At 61.2% G+C, this 17,717-nt stretch carries 12 protein-coding genes and 2 pseudogenes; 10 read left to right on the forward strand and 4 right to left on the reverse strand.

Translation table 11 applies throughout. The features are described from left to right. Both prpF and prpD read left to right on the forward strand, forming a co-directional pair. Positions 1-1,192: pseudogene (gene prpF, locus ABVN20_RS01215) on the forward strand (2-methylaconitate cis-trans isomerase PrpF). 207 nt (positions 1,193-1,399) lie between these two features. Beyond that, a complete protein-coding gene (gene prpD / locus ABVN20_RS01220; RefSeq protein WP_368553421.1) occupies positions 1,400-2,884 on the forward strand; it encodes a 2-methylcitrate dehydratase in 1,485 nt (494 codons plus the stop codon). 117 nt (positions 2,885-3,001) lie between these two features. Here the strand turns inward: prpD and ABVN20_RS01225 are convergent, their stop codons facing one another. Beyond that, on the reverse strand, positions 3,002-3,820 hold the full coding sequence (locus ABVN20_RS01225) for a pyruvate, water dikinase regulatory protein (RefSeq protein WP_368553423.1): 819 nt from the start codon (positions 3,818-3,820) through the stop codon (positions 3,002-3,004). A 174-nt stretch (positions 3,821-3,994) separates the two neighbouring features. Between ABVN20_RS01225 and ppsA the strand changes: the two genes are divergently transcribed. The 8 genes from ppsA (at position 3,995) to ABVN20_RS01265 (ending at position 12,139) form a co-directional block, all read left to right on the forward strand. Next, positions 3,995-6,370 carry a phosphoenolpyruvate synthase gene (ppsA, locus tag ABVN20_RS01230; RefSeq protein WP_368553425.1) on the forward strand — a complete coding sequence of 792 codons (2,376 nt, stop codon included), beginning with the start codon at positions 3,995-3,997 and terminating at the stop codon, positions 6,368-6,370. Between the two features lie 191 nt (positions 6,371-6,561). Further along, positions 6,562-7,551 carry an alpha/beta fold hydrolase gene (locus ABVN20_RS01235; RefSeq protein WP_368553427.1) on the forward strand — a complete coding sequence of 330 codons (990 nt, stop codon included), beginning with the start codon at positions 6,562-6,564 and terminating at the stop codon, positions 7,549-7,551. Positions 7,552-7,669: 118 nt separating this feature from the next. Beyond that, entirely contained in the window at positions 7,670-8,161 is a 492-nt protein-coding gene (gene rraA / locus ABVN20_RS01240) for a ribonuclease E activity regulator RraA (RefSeq protein WP_368553428.1), read from the forward strand. A gap of 21 nt (positions 8,162-8,182) precedes the next feature. Continuing rightward, positions 8,183-9,178, forward strand: coding sequence for a zinc transporter ZntB (locus tag ABVN20_RS01245; RefSeq protein ID WP_368553430.1), 996 nt, complete (start codon positions 8,183-8,185; stop codon positions 9,176-9,178). A gap of 64 nt (positions 9,179-9,242) precedes the next feature. Continuing rightward, positions 9,243-9,491, forward strand: coding sequence for a CrfX protein (locus ABVN20_RS01250; RefSeq protein ID WP_368553432.1), 249 nt, complete (start codon positions 9,243-9,245; stop codon positions 9,489-9,491). Positions 9,492-9,493: 2 nt separating this feature from the next. Next, entirely contained in the window at positions 9,494-10,318 is an 825-nt protein-coding gene (locus tag ABVN20_RS01255; protein WP_007916401.1) for a mechanosensitive ion channel domain-containing protein, read from the forward strand. An 87-nt stretch (positions 10,319-10,405) separates the two neighbouring features. Continuing rightward, on the forward strand, positions 10,406-10,996 hold the full coding sequence (sigX, locus tag ABVN20_RS01260) for an RNA polymerase sigma factor SigX (protein WP_092303030.1): 591 nt from the start codon (positions 10,406-10,408) through the stop codon (positions 10,994-10,996). Between the two features lie 108 nt (positions 10,997-11,104). Further along, a complete protein-coding gene (locus tag ABVN20_RS01265) occupies positions 11,105-12,139 on the forward strand; it encodes an OmpA family protein (RefSeq protein ID WP_368553435.1) in 1,035 nt (344 codons plus the stop codon). Between the two features lie 529 nt (positions 12,140-12,668). On the opposite strand, the gene cobA is transcribed toward ABVN20_RS01265, so the two are convergent. The 3 genes and pseudogenes from cobA to ABVN20_RS01280 form a co-directional block, all read right to left on the reverse strand. Further along, positions 12,669-13,421, reverse strand: a complete 753-nt coding sequence (gene cobA, locus ABVN20_RS01270) for a uroporphyrinogen-III C-methyltransferase (RefSeq protein WP_368553437.1) — start codon at positions 13,419-13,421, stop codon at positions 12,669-12,671. 10 nt (positions 13,422-13,431) lie between these two features. Then, positions 13,432-16,149: a molybdopterin-dependent oxidoreductase gene (locus ABVN20_RS01275; RefSeq protein WP_368553438.1), complete on the reverse strand. Its 2,718-nt coding sequence runs from the start codon at positions 16,147-16,149 to the stop codon at positions 13,432-13,434. Positions 16,150-16,172: 23 nt separating this feature from the next. Then, a pseudogene (locus ABVN20_RS01280) lies at positions 16,173-17,366 on the reverse strand (NAD(P)/FAD-dependent oxidoreductase); the annotation flags it as partial. Between the last annotated feature and the right edge of the window lie 351 nt (positions 17,367-17,717).

Consider the following 17,717-nt stretch of genomic DNA (forward strand, 5'->3'; position numbering starts at 1 on the left):
ATGGCTCACCCAGCTCAGATCAAGATTCCCGCCACCTACATGCGCGGCGGCACCAGCAAGGGCGTGTTTTTCAGCCTGCAGGACCTGCCTGAAGCGGCGCAGGTCCCCGGCCCGGCCCGCGATGCGTTGTTGTTGCGAGTGATCGGCAGTCCCGACCCGTACGACAAGCAGATCGACGGCATGGGCGGCGCGACATCCAGCACCAGCAAGACCGTGATCCTGTCCAAGAGCATCAAGGCCGATCACGACGTCGACTACTTGTTCGGTCAGGTCTCCATCGACAAGCCTTTCGTCGACTGGAGCGGCAACTGCGGCAACCTGACGGCGGCGGTCGGTTCGTTCGCCATCAGCAATGGCCTGGTGGACGCCAGCCGTATTCCGCACAACGGCGTGGCCGTGGTGCGCGTGTGGCAGGCCAACATCGGCAAGACCATCATCGCCCATGTGCCGATCACCAACGGTGAAGTGCAGGAAACCGGCGATTTCGAACTCGACGGCGTGACCTTCCCGGCGGCGGAAGTGCAGGTCGAGTTCCTCGATCCGGCGGCGGAAGAAGAGGGCGCAAGCGGCTCGATGTTCCCCACCGGCAACCTGGTCGATGACCTCGAAGTCCCGGGTGTCGGCACCTTCAAGGCGACCCTGATCAACGCTGGCATCCCGACGATTTTCGTCAATGCGGCGGACATCGGCTACACCGGCACCGAGCTGCAGGGCGCGATCAACGGCGACCCGAAAGCGTTGCAGATGTTCGAGACCATCCGCGCCTACGGTGCCGTGCGCATGGGCTTGATCGCCAACGTCGACGAAGCGGCCAAGCGTCAGCACACGCCGAAGGTGGCGTTCGTCGCCAAGCCGGCGGACTACGTGGCTTCCAGCGGCAAGGCGATTGCTGCCAGGCGACGTCGACCTGCTGGTGCGTGCGCTGTCCATGGGCAAGCTGCACCACGCGATGATGGGTACCGCTGCGGTGGCCATCGGCACGGCGGCGGCCATTTCCGGAACCCTGGTCAACCTCGCGGCGGGCGGCATCAAACGCAACGCGGTGCGCTTCGGTCATCCGTCAGGCACCCTGCGCGTGGGCGCCGAAGCGAGTCAGGTCAACGGCGAGTGGACCGTGAAAAAAGCCATCATGAGCCGCAGCGCGCGGGTGTTGATGGAAGGGTTTGTGCGGGTGCCGGGGGATTGTTTCTAACCCCTCCCTGCATAACACCTGTGGGAGCGAGCCTGCTCGCGATAAGGCAGTGTCAGTCAGCATCAATGACACTGAAAAACCGCTATCGCGAGCAGGCTCGCTCCCACAATGGAGTTGTGTTTTTCTGACAATGAGAAGGGTGTAAGCCCACCGCGATTGACCTGAACCGAGGTCCCATCAACGAACCACTTCACGAGTGAATCGAACATGAGCGCCAACGTTGACCTGAACAATCGCCCGGACTACGACCAGGTCCTGCAGGACATTGCCGATTACGTCCTCAATTTCCGGATCCAGTCTGCGCAAGCCCTGGACACCGCCCGCAACTGCCTGATGGACACCCTGGGCTGCGGCCTGCTGGCCTTGCGTTTTCCCGAGTGCACCAAGCACCTGGGGCCGTTGGTCGAGGGCACGCTGGTGCCCCACGGCGCGCGCGTGCCGGGCACCTCGTTTCGCCTCGACCCGGTCAAGGCGGCGTGGGACATCGGCTGCATCGTGCGCTGGCTCGACTACAACGACACCTGGCTTGCGGCCGAGTGGGGTCATCCGTCGGATAATCTCGGCGGGATTCTCGCGGTCGCCGACCACCTGTCGCAAAAACGCCAGGCCAATGGCGAAGCCCCGCTGACCATGCGCGCGGTGCTCGAAGCGATGATCATGGCCCACGAGATCCAGGGCGTTATCGCGCTGGAAAACTCCTTCAACCGGGTAGGCCTCGACCACGTCATCCTGGTCAAGGTTGCCTCGACGGCGGTCACCGCCAAGCTGATGGGGGCCAATCGCGAGCAGCTGTTGTCTGCGCTGTCCCATGCCTTCGCGGACGGGCAGGCGTTGCGCACCTATCGCCATGCACCGAACGCCGGCTCGCGCAAATCCTGGGCGGCGGGTGATGCCTCCAGCCGCGGCGTGCGCCTGGCGGATATCGCCCTGCGCGGCGAGATGGGCATTCCCGGCGTGCTGGGCGCGCGGCAGTGGGGCTTCTACGACGTGCTGTTCAGCCACACCAACAGCAACCTGGCGCTCAAGCCCGAGGACAAGCGTGCATTCAGCCTGTCCCGGCCCTACGGCAGCTACGTGATGGAAAACGTGTTGTTCAAGATCAGCTTCCCGGCGGAGTTTCATGCGCAGACCGCCTGCGAAGCCGCCGTGACCCTGCACCCGCAGGTGCGCAATCGCCTGCACGAAATCGACCGGATCGTCATCACCACCCACGAGTCGGCGATTCGCATCATTTCCAAGGTCGGCCCGCTGGCCAACGCGGCGGATCGCGATCACTGCATCCAGTACATGACCGCCGTGCCGCTGGCGTTTGGCAACCTGGTGGCCGAGCAATACGAAGACGATTTCCACAAGGCGCACCCGATCATCGACGTGCTGCGCGAGAGAATGGTCATAGTCGAAGAGCCGCGCTACACCCGCGAATACCTGGAAGCCGACAAGCGCTCCATCGCCAATGCCGTGCAGGTGTTCTTCAAGGACGGTACTAGCACTGAAAATGTGGTGGTGGAGTACCCGATCGGCCATCGCCGCCGGCGTGCCGAGGGCATTCCATTGCTGGAGGACAAGTTCCGGGCGAACCTGGCGACCCGGTTTGCCGGGCAGCGTTGCGAGGAGATTTTTGCGTTGTGCAAGGACCAGGTGCGGCTTGAGCTGACGCCGGTCAATCGGTTTGTGGATTTGTTTGTTATCTAGGAGATCGCGTTATCGTTCATCGCGAGCAGGCTCGCTCCCACACCGGATTTGCAGTGTTCACCAATCCACTGTGGGAGCGAGCCTGCTCGCGATGGCGGCCAAACAGGCGCTACAAAACTACTTGAACCGCCGCTCCACCCCTTTCTCCACAAGAATCTTCGCCGAGATCTCTTCAACGGAAAAATGCGTGGAATTGATGTGCGGAATGTTCTCGCGCCGGAACAGGTTTTCCACCTCGCGCACTTCGAACTCGCATTGTGCGTAGCTCGAATAGCGGCTGTTGGGCTTGCGCTCGTTGCGGATGGCGGTGAGGCGGTCGGGGTCGATGGTCAGGCCGAACAGCTTGTGCTGGTGCGAGCGCAGGGCGTTTGGCAGGGTCAGGCGTTCCATGTCGTCTTCGGTCAGCGGGTAGTTGGCCGCACGAATACCGAATTGCATGGCCATGTACAGGCAGGTCGGGGTTTTACCGCAGCGCGACACGCCGACCAGGATCAGGTCGGCCTTGTCGTAATAATGCGTACGGGCGCCGTCGTCGTTGTCGAGGGCGAAGTTCACCGCCTCGATGCGCTCCATGTAGTTGGAGTTGGTACCAATGGAGTGGGACTTGCCGACGGTATAGGAAGAATGCTCGGTCAGTTCCTGTTCAAGCGGTGCCAGGAAGGTCGAGAAAATGTCGATCATGAAACCATTGGACGTTGCGAGGATCTCACGGATGTCCTGATTGACGATGGTGTCGAAGATGATCGGCCGGAAGCCGTCGTTTTCGGCGGCCTTGTTGATTTGTTGTACCATGGCCCGCGCTTTATCCGCGCTGTCGATGTACGGCCGGGTGAATTTGCTGAAGGTAATGTTTTCGAACTGCGCCAGGAGGCTTTGACCCAGGGTTTCGGCAGTGATGCCGGTACCATCGGAGATAAAGAAAGCAGATCGTTTCATTTGCACCTTGGGCCTTAAGCTAGTGACGATTCTTGGATATGATAGGCGCGATTTGCCGGCCGCCAATGGCCCGCATTCTCACTTATTTTCCAGGTCCAGGCCATATAGCTGGCAAATGCTCCATATAGAGCGCCGGTTTTGAGCTTTTCCAACACAGTTAGTGGAGAGATCACCTTGGTAGAGTACGTAGTTTCCCTCGATAAGCTCGGCAAACACGATGTTGAGCATGTGGGGGGCAAGAACGCATCCCTGGGCGAGATGATCAGCAACCTCGCCGGTGCCGGTGTATCGGTACCTGGTGGCTTCGCCACAACCGCCCAGGCTTATCGTGATTTCCTCGAACTGAGCGGCCTGAACCAGCAGATTCACGACGCCCTCGATGCCCTGGATGTCGACGACGTGAATGCCCTGGCCAAGACCGGCGCACAGATCCGCCAATGGATCATGGAAGCCGAGTTCCCGGAAAAACTGAACACCGAGATCCGCACCGCGTTCGCCGCGCTGTCGGCCGGCAACCCTGACATTGCCGTGGCCGTGCGTTCTTCCGCGACCGCCGAAGACCTGCCGGACGCTTCCTTCGCCGGTCAGCAGGAAACCTTCCTGAACATCCGTGGTGTCGACAACGTCATCCGCGCCGCCAAGGAAGTGTTCGCCTCCCTGTTCAACGACCGGGCGATTTCCTACCGCGTGCACCAGGGCTTCGATCACAAGCTGGTCGCCCTGTCGGCTGGCGTGCAGCGCATGGTCCGCTCCGAAACCGGCACCGCCGGCGTGATGTTCACCCTCGATACCGAATCGGGCTTCCGTGACGTGGTGTTCATCACCGGCGCCTACGGCCTGGGTGAAACCGTCGTACAAGGCGCGGTGAACCCGGACGAGTTCTACGTCCACAAGGACACCCTGACCGCCGGTCGCCCGGCGATCCTGCGCCGCAACCTGGGCAGCAAGGCCATCAAGATGATCTACGGCGACGAGGCCAAGGCCGGTCGTTCGGTCAAGACCGTCGACGTCGACAAGGCCGATCGCGCTCGTTTCTGCCTGTCCGACGCCGAGGTCAGCGAGCTGGCCAAGCAGGCGATGATCATCGAGAAGCACTACCAGTGCCCGATGGACATCGAATGGGCCAAGGACGGTGACGACGGCAAGCTGTACATCGTGCAGGCCCGTCCGGAAACCGTGAAGAGCCGCACCCAGGCCAACGTCATGGAACGTTACCTGTTGAAGGAAACCGGCACCGTGCTGGTCGAAGGTCGCGCCATCGGCCAGCGTATCGGCGCCGGCAAGGTCCGCGTGATCAAGGACGTGTCCGAGATGGACAAGGTCCAGGTCGGCGACGTACTGGTATCCGACATGACCGACCCGGACTGGGAACCGGTCATGAAGCGCGCCAGCGCCATCGTCACCAACCGTGGCGGTCGTACCTGCCACGCGGCGATCATCGCCCGTGAGCTGGGCATTCCAGCCGTGGTCGGTTGCGGCAACGCCACCGAGTTGCTGAAGGAAGGCCAGGGCGTGACCGTGTCCTGCGCCGAAGGCGACACCGGCTACATCTTCGAAGGCGAGCTGGGCTTCGACATCAAGAAAAACTCCGTGGACGCCATGCCGGAGCTGCCGTTCAAGATCATGATGAACGTCGGCAACCCGGACCGCGCCTTCGATTTCGCGCAGTTGCCGAACGCCGGTGTGGGCCTGGCCCGCCTGGAGTTCATCATCAACCGCATGATCGGCGTGCACCCTAAGGCGCTGCTGAACTACGACGGCCTGCCACAGGACATCAAGGACAGCGTCGACAAGCGCATCGCCGGCTACAACGATCCGGTCGGCTTCTACGTCGAGAAACTGGTCGAGGGCATCAGCACCCTGGCCGCCGCGTTCTGGCCGAAAAAGGTCATCGTGCGCCTGTCGGACTTCAAGTCAAACGAATACGCCAACCTGATCGGCGGCAAGCTGTACGAGCCGGAAGAAGAAAACCCGATGCTGGGCTTCCGTGGCGCTTCGCGTTACATCAGCGAATCGTTCCGTGACTGCTTCGAACTCGAATGCCGCGCCCTCAAGCGCGTGCGCAACGAGATGGGCCTGACCAACGTCGAGATCATGGTGCCGTTCGTCCGTACCCTGGGCGAAGCGAGCCAGGTGGTCGACCTGCTGGCCGAGAAGGGCCTGGCCCGTGGCGACAACGGCCTGCGCATCATCATGATGTGCGAGCTGCCGTCCAACGCGATCCTGGCCGAAGAGTTCCTCGAGTATTTCGACGGTTTCTCCATCGGTTCCAACGACCTGACCCAGCTCACCCTGGGCCTGGACCGCGACTCCGGGATCATCGCGCACCTGTTCGACGAGCGGAACCCGGCGGTCAAGAAGCTGCTGGCCAACGCCATTGCCGCGTGCAACAAGGCCGGCAAGTACATCGGCATCTGCGGCCAGGGCCCTTCGGACCACCCAGACCTGGCCAAGTGGCTGATGGAGCAGGGCATCGAAAGCGTCTCGTTGAACCCGGACTCCGTACTGGAAACCTGGTTCTTCCTGGCGGAAGGTCAAGCTTCGGCCTGACAAGCAACCCTGTACCTGTAGGAGCGAGCTTGCTCGCGATGGATTCTGCAACACCGCGGGGCACCTGATGCCCCGCGTCATCGTTGGCGACCATAGCGACGGTTCGACGCCTCGACATGCTCGCTCCTACAGTTTCACGATTCAATCAGGGCGGGCTCCACGGATGCCGCCCTTTTTTGTGCAAGAGCATTATGCAAAGCAGCAGCAACCTATTTCCTGTCGCCCTGATCAGCGCCGAGCGGCGCGGCGATCTGAGCGAAGATGTTTATCGTTTGAAACCCGGCAACAGCCCGGACAACACCGTCGAACTGGCGGTCACGCGCCTGGGGCTCGCGGACGAGCCCGCCGTACGCGGCGTGCCGGTGATCCTGTTGCACGGCAGTTTTTCCAACCGCCGTTTCTGGTTCTCGCCAAAGGGCGTCGGACTGGGGGCAACCCTGGCACGCCTGGGATTCGACGTGTGGATCGCGGAAATGCGCGGCCACGGCCTGTCCCAGCGTAACCAGGATTACCGCAAGAACCGCGTCGCCGACTACGCACGCTACGATTTGCCGGCCATCGGTGCGTTCGTGCGCGAACAAAGCGCGCAGATTCCACACTGGATCGGGCATTCCCTCGGCGGCATTACCCTGGCCGCCGCGCTGGGTGGTGAATACATCGGCGAGCCGGTGGTGGCTTCGGCGGCGTTCTTCGGCACACAGGTCAGTCGCACCTATTGGCCATTGAAGATTCCACCGGTGGAGTGGGGCGGTCGCTTCATTCTCAAGCGTTTTGCCCAGCTTTCAGGTTCACGGCTCAAGCGCGGCCCGGAGGACGAGCCGATTGGCCTGGCCCTGGAAAGCATGCGCTGGTACGGCCTGTTCGGCCGCTTTGGCGATCGCGACAAGGATTGGTGGGCCGGTCTGGCCAACGTCCAGTTGCCGGTGCTGGCGGTCAGCGCGGCGGGCGATCACCAGGACCCGGAATGGGCCTGCCGCAAACTGTTCGATCAGCTAGGCTCGGAGCACAAGCAGTTCATTAACCTGGGACGCGAGCAGGGTTTTGGCGACAATTTTGGCCATATAGAGATGCTTGTCAGCAAAGCCGCCCAGGCCGAGGTCTGGCCGTTGGTGGTGCGCTGGCTGAACGATCAGCACACGCCGCTGTTGGGCGAGGCAGCGGATTTGGCCGCGGCAGTCTGAGCCGGATGCTCTATCAAGGGCATTTCGCTCGGACCGGCTTGCGGCTAAGATATGACGCATTGCGCTTTTTCGGTCACTTTGCGACATCCTCGATTGTCCTCTTTTCAGGAGCTTCTCGATGAACCATTACCTTACGCCCGACCTGTGCGACGCCTATCCGGAACTGGTGCAGGTGCTGGAACCGATGTTCAGCAATTTCGGTGGCCGTGATTCCTTCGGCGGCGAAATCGTGACCATCAAGTGTTTCGAAGACAACTCGCTGGTCAAGGAGCAGGTCGAACTCAAGGGCAATGGCAAGGTGCTGGTGGTCGACGGTGGCGGCTCGCTGCGTCGCGCATTGCTGGGCGACATGCTGGCCGAGAAAGCGGCGAAAAACGGTTGGGAAGGGCTGGTGATCTACGGCTGCATCCGCGACGTCGACGTCATTGCGCAAACCGACCTGGGCGTCCAGGCCCTGGCCAGCCATCCGATGAAGACCGACAAGCGCGGCATCGGCGACCTCAACGTCGCGGTGACCTTCGCCGGCGTCACCTTCCATCCGGGCCACTACCTCTATGCGGACAATAACGGCGTGATCATCTCGCCGAGCCCGCTGAAGATGCCTGAATAACCCTTGACCGAAGGAATGCGGATGTTCGAGGAAGACAACGCGCAGTGGGGGCTGGTGCATGCCCTGGTGCTGGATGGTAAAGGCGGTGCGCGTTCGATAGCCCGGACTGAACTCGATGACTTGCAGCTCAAGGCGCATGAAAGCCTGTGGCTGCACTGGGACCGCAGTCATCCGCAAACCCAGACCTGGCTGCGCAAATCCAGTGGCCTGAGCGAATTCAACTGCGACCTGTTGCTCGAAGAAAACACCCGTCCGCGTCTTTTACAGCTGACTGACAGCGAACTGCTGTTATTTTTGCGTGGGGTGAACCTCAATCCGGGGGCCGAGCCGGAAGACATGGTTTCGGTGCGGATCTTCGGTTCGGCGCAACGGGTGATCTCCCTGCGTTTGCGGCCACTGCGTGCCACCGATGAATTATTGGTGCAGCTGGCGGAAGGCAAGGGGCCGAAAACCGCTTCCGAGCTCATCCTTTATATGGCCCAGAACCTCACCAACAAGGTGCAGGATCTGGTCAGTTGCCTCTCGGAAGTCGTCGATGAGGAAGAAGAAAAGCTGGATGCCGACGAACGGTATACCCCGGAACATGGCACTGTTTTGCAGATCCGTCGCAGGGCGGCCGGGCTTAAACGTTTTCTGGCGCCGCAACGGGATATTTTCGGTCAGCTGACACGGATAAAGCTGCCCTGGTTTGTCGAAGATGACGGGGACTACTGGAACGAATTGAACAACAGCCTGACCCGCTACCTGGAAGAGCTGGAACTGACGCGAGAGCGCGTGGGGCTTGTCCTGGAGGCCGAAGACCGGCGTTTGAACGAGCGCATGAACCGCACGATGTACCGCTTCGGCATCATCACCGGGATCTTTCTGCCGATGAGTTTTCTCACCGGCCTGTTGGGCATCAATGTGGGTGGCATTCCGTTCTCTGCCAGCCCCTATGGCTTCATGGTTGCGTGTCTGTTGATGGTCCTGGTGGCGCTGGGGCAATGGTGGTTATTCAGACGTTTGCGCTGGGTCTGAACGATGCGCCATGTGACCCGTGCAAATTTGACCGCGTCTTTCACAGACATCACGAGAGGTGCGTATGCACGATCCGTTTGAACAGTCTTTGCGCGACATGCTCAATGCTCAACCGTCCGCCCGTGACGACGATGCATGCCTGGGCCGCGTCCTCAAAACAGCCAACCGCCAGGTTGGCGCCGGCGATCTGTTCAGCCTGCTGGGCCGCTGGCTGCCCGCGCTGATGATCGCCCTGAACAACGGCTCGGCCCATGTCTCGCCGGTTTCCCGTCTTCGTAAACCTACTGCTCGCACTGCTGATAAGGCTGATTGAATATGGAACTTGATCTCTGGACACAGAGCCTCGTCACTGCAATGACTGCACTATGGACCAAGGTTGCGAACTTCATTCCGAACCTGTTCGGCGCACTGGTTGTGCTGCTGCTGGGTTTCGTCGTGGCGAAACTTCTCGACACTTTGCTGTCGAAGTTGCTCGCCAAGCTGGGCCTCGATCGCCTGATGGGCGGCACCGGCCTGACCAAATTGATGTCCCGGGCCGGCCTGCAAGTGCCGATCTCGACCCTCATTGGCAAAATCGTCTATTGGTTCGTTCTGCTGATTTTCCTGGTTTCTGCAGCAGAATCCCTTGGGCTTGAGCGAGTTTCAGCTACGCTGGATATGTTGGCGCTGTATTTGCCGAAAGTTTTCGGCGCAGCATTGGTGTTGCTGGTCGGTGTGTTGCTGGCGCAATTGGCCAATGGCCTCGTGCGCGGCGCCGCGGAAGGCGTAGGGCTGGATTACGCCTCCGGCCTGGGGCGAATTGCCCAGGGTCTGGTGATTATCATCAGTATTTCGGTGGCGATCAGCCAGTTGGAGGTCAAGACTGACCTGCTCAACCATGTGATCGTGATCGTTTTGATTACCGTTGGTCTGGCTGTAGCGCTGGCCATGGGGTTGGGAAGCCGGGAAATTGCCGGTCAGATTCTCGCGGGAATCTATGTGCGTGAGTTGTATCAGGTTGGGCAACAAGTGCGTGTTGGCGAGGTCGAAGGCCAGATCGAGGAGATCGGCACGGTTAAAACCACATTGCTGACCGATGAGGGTGAGCTAGTCTCACTCTCCAATCGGATTCTCCTGGAGCAGCATGTGAGTAGCCGCTAACCCGGCAAACCCTGCTAATGTATGCCGCCGCAAAAATGCCCTGAAGGGCTGCGGTGGACATTGACCTGACTGTCGGCCCGACTTGTTTTGAATAAAGCTCAACCGCTCTCCACGCGCTATGACCCCCGCGAGCTCTCTGATGAGGAGTTGGTCGCGCGCTCGCATACCGAGCTGTTTCACGTAACGCGCGCCTACGAAGAGTTGATGCGCCGGTACCAGCGAACATTATTTAACGTCTGTGCACGATATCTTGGGAACGATCGCGACGCAGACGATGTCTGTCAGGAAGTGATGTTGAAGGTGCTGTATGGGTTGAAGAATTTCGAAGGGAAATCGAAGTTCAAGACATGGCTATATAGCATCACGTACAACGAATGCATCACGCAGTATCGAAAGGAACGGCGAAAGCGTCGCTTGATGGACGCTCTAAGTCTGGACCCCCTCGAAGAAGCGTCCGAAGAAAAGGCGCCGAAACCCGAGGAAAAAGGTGGACTTGATCGCTGGTTGGTGCATGTGAACCCGATTGACCGGGAAATTCTGGTGCTACGATTTGTCGCAGAGCTGGAGTTTCAGGAGATCGCAGACATCATGCACATGGGTTTGAGTGCAACAAAAATGCGTTACAAACGTGCTCTAGATAAATTGCGTGAGAAATTTGCAGGCATTGCTGAAACTTAGTTCGGCGCAAATTATCTCTTACGTGTAGGCAAGTTCTGATAGAATTGCCGCCGAGTTGTCCCCCGGTTTGCGGGACTGATTCACAATCACCAGATGGGGATTTAACGGATGAAACTGAAAAACACCTTGGGCTTGGCCATTGGTTCTCTGATTGCGGCCACTTCGGTCGGCGCACTGGCACAAGGCCAAGGCGCAGTTGAAATCGAAGGTTTCGCGAAGAAAGAGTACTACGACAGCCAACGCGATTTCAAAAACGACGGCAACCTGTTCGGTGGTTCGGTTGGTTACTTCCTGACCGACGACGTTGAACTGCGTCTGGGCTACGACGAAGTGCACAACGTGCGTAGCGATTCTGGCAAGAACATCAAGGGCTCCAACACTGCCCTGGACGCTCTGTACCACTTCAACAACCCAGGCGACATGCTGCGTCCGTACGTCTCCGCTGGTTTCTCCGACCAGAGCATCGGCCAGAACGATCGCGGTGGTCGTGACGGCTCCACCTTCGCCAACGTTGGCGGCGGTGCCAAGCTGTACTTCACCGACAACTTCTACGCCCGTGCCGGCGTTGAAGCTCAGTACAACATCGACAAGGGCGACACCGAGTGGGCTCCTAGCGTCGGTATCGGTGTGAACTTCGGTGGCGGCTCCAAGCCTGCTGCTGCTCCAGTTCCAGCACCAGCTGAAGTCTGCTCCGACAGCGACAACGATGGCGTGTGCGACAACGTCGACAAGTGCCCAGACACCCCAGCCAACGTTACCGTTGACGCTGATGGCTGCCCGGCAGTTGCTGAAGTCGTACGTGTAGAGCTGGACGTGAAATTCGACTTCGACAAGTCGGTCGTCAAGCCAAACAGCTACGGCGACATCAAAAACCTGGCTGACTTCATGAAGCAGTACCCATCCACCACCACTACTGTTGAAGGTCACACTGACTCCGTCGGTCCTGACGCTTACAACCAGAAACTGTCTGAGCGTCGTGCAAACGCCGTTAAGCAAGTTCTGACCAACCAGTACGGTGTTGAGTCGTCCCGCGTTCAGTCCGTCGGCTACGGCGAATCCCGCCCAGTTGCTGACAACGCCACTGAAGCTGGTCGCGCTGTTAACCGTCGCGTAGAAGCGCAGGTTGAAGCTCAAGCTAAGTAATTAGCTACCGCTCGAAAAAAGCCCGGCTTAGGCCGGGCTTTTTTTTGCCTGTGATTTAACCGCGTCACCTCGTTACCTGTGGGAACGGGCTTGCCCGCGATGGTCGTGAACGATGACGTTGGCTGTCTGAATGCCCGCGGTGCCTGTGCCTCCATCGCGAGCAAGGCTCGCTCCCACAGGACAGCGCCGATCAACTGTAGGAGCGAGCCTTGCTCGCGATGGTCGTCAACGATGACGTGGGCTGTCTGAATGCCCGCGGTGTCTGTGCCTCCATCGCGAGCAAGGCTCGCTCCTACAGGACAGCGCCGATCAAACTGTAGGAGCGAGCCTGCTCGCGATGGTCGTTAACGATAACGCTGGCTGTCTGAATGCCCGCGGTGTCTGGGCGTTCATCGCGAGCAAGGCTCGCTCCTACAGGACCGCGCCGATCAACTGTGGGAGCGGGCTTGCCCGCGATGGTCGTTAACGATGACGTGGGCTGTCTGAATGCCCGCGGTGTCTGGGCCTCCATCGCGAGCAAGGCTCGCTCCTACAGGATGGCGGTGGTTGTCTGGATTTCTGCGGTGCAGGTATTGGCGACGCCGGCCACTGCACCGATGACGAGGATCGCCGGGCTTTTCAGTTCGAAGTCGCGGGCGTCTTCTTCCATGCGGGTCAGGTCGCTGCGGCACTCGCGCTGGTGGGGCAGGGAGGCGTTTTCGATCATTGCCACCGGCGTATCCGCCGCCATGCCGCCCTGCAGCAGCTGTTCGCGGATTTCACTCAGTTTCGCCACGCCCATGTACACCACCAGGGTAGTCCCGCCCTGGGCCAGTGCCTGCCAGTTCAATTGGCTGCCATCCTGGGTGTGGGCGGTGACCAGCGTCACGCCACGCGCCACGCCGCGCAAGGTCAGCGGAATGTCGCACTGGGTCGCGCCTGCCAACCCGGCCGTGATGCCGTTGACCAGCTCGACCTCGACCCCACGCTCGCGCAGCCACTGTGCTTCTTCGCCACCGCGGCCGAAAATGCACGGGTCGCCACCCTTGAGCCGCACCACGCATTTGCCCTGGCGGGCGTAACGCAGCATCAGCCGATGAATGAACGCCTGCGGCGTGGAGCGGCAACCACCGCGTTTGCCCACGGCAATGATCCGGGCACCTGGGCAATGCTCGAGCACGGCCTGGTTTACCAGGTCGTCGATCAACACCACATCCGCTTCGTTCAAGGCGCGAACAGCCTTGAGGGTCAGCAACTCCGGGTCACCGGGACCCGCACCCACCAGCCAGACTTTTGCGTTCATAGTGTTTTCCTCACGAGGTGACGGCGACGGGTTGCGCGGTGGCCGCCAGCAACCGCTTGATTTCCGGGACGCACGAACCGCATTGCGTGCCGCAACCCAGTTCCTGTTTCAAACCTTGCAGATCGAGGCCGCGACGAATGCCGGCACACACCGCGCCCTGGCTGACGTTTTTGCAGTTGCACAGGGTTTTGCTACCGGCCGCCGCTGTGTCGGTGTTGCCGGGTGGAGCACTCAGTGGCGCGAGCAGCCAGCGGCGCAGTTGCTGGTCGACGCGGCCCTGTAACCACAGATCCTGCAACCAATGCTGGGCCAGGGTTTCGCCCGCCAGCCGAATCGCCGTGATCCGGCCACCGTCGATGCGCACCCGTTTGCCGATGGCGCGCCGAGGATCGTCGTAGGCCAGTACCGGACCCTCGTCGAGCCCCAGGCAGCGGTCGATGTCGCGCAGCACTTGCGCATCGGGCGCAGTGGCGTTGGCTGCGCGTATCAGCAACGCGGGACGCTCCCGCCCGGTCAGGCTGAGGCTGGCGTAGGAAAACGCCTCACACAGCGGTCGTAGTGTCTCGAAGTGACGTTGTACATCGCCTTCGATCAGCGCGAAAAACGTCCACGACAGGTCCACGGGGTCGAGTCGCACGCCGGTGTGCTTGAGTTCCGGTTGTTTCGACAAGGGGTCGAACGCCGGCTGAGTGATGCCATTGACCCCGCCCTTGAGAAAGCGATCGCCCCAATGCATGGGCAAGAACGCCTGGCCGGGACGCACGCTGTCGTCGCCACCGACGGCGACGATCACCGCACCGCGACGGCTTTTCAGGCTGACCAGTTCACCCGCTTTCAGGCCATGGCGCAGCAAATCATCCGGGTGCAGGCTCAACACCGCTTCGCTGACATGCCCGAACAACTGCGCAGCGGTGCCGGTGCGGCTCATGCCGTGCCACTGGTCGCGCAGGCGGCCGGTCAGCAGCGTCAGAGGGTACTGATTGTCGCGTTGCTCCTTGGCGGCGCAGTAGGGATCGGCAATGAACCGCGCACGGCCATTGGCGGTGGGAAAAATCCCGTCGGTGTAGAGGCGCGCCGTGCCTTTATCGGCACCAGCAGGAAACGGCCATTGCTGTGGCCCAAGGCGATCAATCAGTGCATGGCTGATGCCCGACAGGTCGAGGTCGCGCCCGCGGGTCAGCTGCTTGTACTCGTCGAACAACTGCGCCGGCGTGTCGAAGGTAAACAGACTCGGCTGGCCGGGACGCAGGTGTTTTTCCAGGCGCTGGGCGAAATCCACGGTGATCGCCCAGTCGGGCCGCGCTTCACCGGGTGCGACGATGGCCCGGCGCACGTGGGAAATCCGCCGTTCCGAGTTGGTCACCGAGCCTTCCTTCTCCCCCCAACTGGCGGCGGGCAACAACAGGTCGGCAAAGGCCGCGGTTTCGGTGGTGCGGAAGGCTTCCTGCAACACCACGAACGGGCAGGCCTGCAACGCCTCGCGCACGGCGTTCTGGTCCGGCATGGATTGCGCCGGGTTGGTGCAGGCGATCCACAGCGCCTTGATGGTGCCGTTGCGTACCTGCTCGAATAGTTCGATGGCGGGCCGGCCAGTGCTTTCGGGCAACTGATCGACGCCCCAGTAGGCCGCCACTTCAGCACGATGCTCGGCATTGGCAGCGTCGCGATGGCCGGGCAGCAGGTTGGACAGGCTACCGGTTTCCCGCCCGCCCATGGCATTCGGCTGACCCGTGAGGGAGAACGGTCCTGCGCCCGGACGACCGATCTGCCCGGTGGCCAAGTGCAGGTTGATCAGTGCACTGTTTTTCGCGCTGCCGGAGGTGGACTGGTTCAGGCCCATGCACCACAGCGACAGGAAACTCGGCGAGGTGCCCACCCAGCGGGCGCATTCCTGCAGTTGCTCGACGTCGATCCCGCACAGTTGCGAAACCATCGGCGGGGTGTAATCGCGCACCAGTTCCTTGAGTTCGGCCAGGCCTTCGGTGTGGGCCTCGATGAAGTCGCGGTCGATCCAGCCTTCCCACAACAACAGGTACAGGATCCCATGGAACAGCGCGACGTCGGTGCCCGGCAGGATCGCCAGGTGCAGGTCAGCCAGGTCGCAGCTGTCGGTACGACGCGGGTCGATGACGATGACTTTCATCTGTGGCCGGCGGGATTTGGCTTCCTCCAGGCGACGAAACAGCACCGGGTGGGCGTAGGCCATGTTGCTGCCGACGATCATCACGCAGTCGCTCGATTCCAGGTCCTCGTAGCTGCACGGTGGCGCATCGGCGCCCAGGCTGCGCTTGTAGCCAACCACTGCCGATGACATGCATAGCCGCGAATTGCTGTCGATGTTGTTGGTGCCCACCAGCGCCCGCGCCAGTTTGTTGAAGCTGTAGTAATCCTCGGTCAGCAACTGCCCGGAAATGTAGAACGCCACGCTGTCCGGGCCGTGTTCGGCAATGGTGCTGGCAAACACGCTGGCGGCGTGATCCAGGGCGCTGTCCCAGTCGCTGCGGCTGCGTGCCAGGCCCTTGCCCAGGCGCAGTTCCGGGTACAGCGCGCGGGCAGCAAGGTCGCCGGTCAGGTGCAGGGTCGAGCCTTTGCTGCACAGCTTGCCGAAGTTGGCCGGGTGCGCCGGGTCGCCGCTGACGCCGAGGATGCGCTCGCCGTCATGCTCGATCAGCACGCCGCAGCCAACCCCGCAGTAGCAGCAGGTAGACGCGGTGATCTGGCGGTTCATCAGCTGGCTTCCCTCAGGTCACCGAACATCAGCCGATCGCGGATCTCGGCGATGTCCAGGTTCTGGCGGATCTGCTGGAAGTAATCCCCGCCATCCGCCGTGTCGCCGTACAGGCAGGCGCCCACCAGCACGTCGTCCTTGATCACCAGCTTCTTGTAGATGCCGCTGATCGGGTCGCTGAGGGTGATGGTCTCGGTGCCTTCGCCGCCCATGAAATCGCCGGCGGAAAACAGGTCGATGCCGGTGACTTTCAGTTTGGTCGAGGTCACCGAGCCCTTGTAGGTGGCAAAACCCAGGCGGGCCAGGTGGTTGGCGCAGACCTTGGCCTGTTCGAACAGCGGTGCGACCAGGCCATAGGCGGTGCCACGGTGGCTGGCGCATTCGCCGATGGCATAGACCCGTGGGTCGAAAGTTTGCATCGTATCGTTGACCAGAATCCCGCGCTGGCAGGGCAGGCCGGCGTCTTGGGCGAGTTCGATCGCCGGGCGGATGCCGGCGGCCATCACCACCAGGTCCGCCGGGATGATGTCGCCGTTGCCGAATTCGACCGAGCCGACCCGGCCATTGCCTGAGTCGTGCAAGGCTTTGGTCTGTTCGCGCAGACGGAAATGCAGGCCACGTTCTTCCAGAGCGGTTTGCAGCATGCGCCCGCTGGTGTGGTCCAGTTGCCGCTCCAGCAGCCATTCGCCGTTGTGCACCACGGTGACGTGCATGCCGCGCAGCATCAGGCCGTTGGCCGCTTCCAGACCGAGCAGGCCGCCGCCGATCACCACGGCGTGACGATGGGTTCTGGCGGTGTCGATCATCAGTTGGGTGTCGGCGATGTCGCGGTAGCCGATGACGCCGTGCAGGTTGTTGCCGGGGATCGGCAGGATGAAGGGTTTCGAACCGGTGGCGATCAGCAGGCGGTCGTATTCGGCCTCGGTGCCGTCCTCGGCGATGGCCCGGCGCTTGATCCGGTCGATCTGTACCACCTTGCGATTGAGCAGCAGCTTGATACCGTTTTCCTGATACCAGTGCAGATCGTTGAGCACGATGTCGTCGAAGGTCTGCTCGCCGGCCAGTACCGGCGACAGCAGGATGCGGTTGTAGTTGGCATGGGGCTCGGCGCCGAAGACGGTGATGTCGTACAGCTCGTTACTCAGCTTGAGCAACTCTTCGAGGGTACGCACGCCGGCCATGCCATTGCCGATCATCACCAGTTTGAGTTTTTTCATCAGCTTCTCCAGCGTGTTCGACCAATGGCGCGCAAACAAAAAAGGCGTCCCGCAGGTTTTCCTGCGAGGACGCCTTTGTCCGGTCCCGTTCTCTCGGGAAGCGCAGCCTTCATCGTTGAAGGTCGGGCTTTATGTTTGATGGGAAGGCTAATGCAGCGGTTGTGCCAAGTCGGCGGAGGGCTGGTTTTATTGGGGGTGGAGCGGTTGGCTGGGGGGAGGGGTGCACCGAATCGAAGCGGGTTGCCCGGTAATGGAGCGTGGACCGAGGTGCGGCTATCGCGAGCAGGCTCGCTCCCACAGGGTGTTCGCAAATCCAGTGTGGGAGCGAGCCTGCTCGCGATGGCGGCGACC

The organism is Pseudomonas sp. MYb118 (assembly GCF_040947875.1).
In the GTDB taxonomy this organism is placed as follows: domain Bacteria; phylum Pseudomonadota; class Gammaproteobacteria; order Pseudomonadales; family Pseudomonadaceae; genus Aquipseudomonas.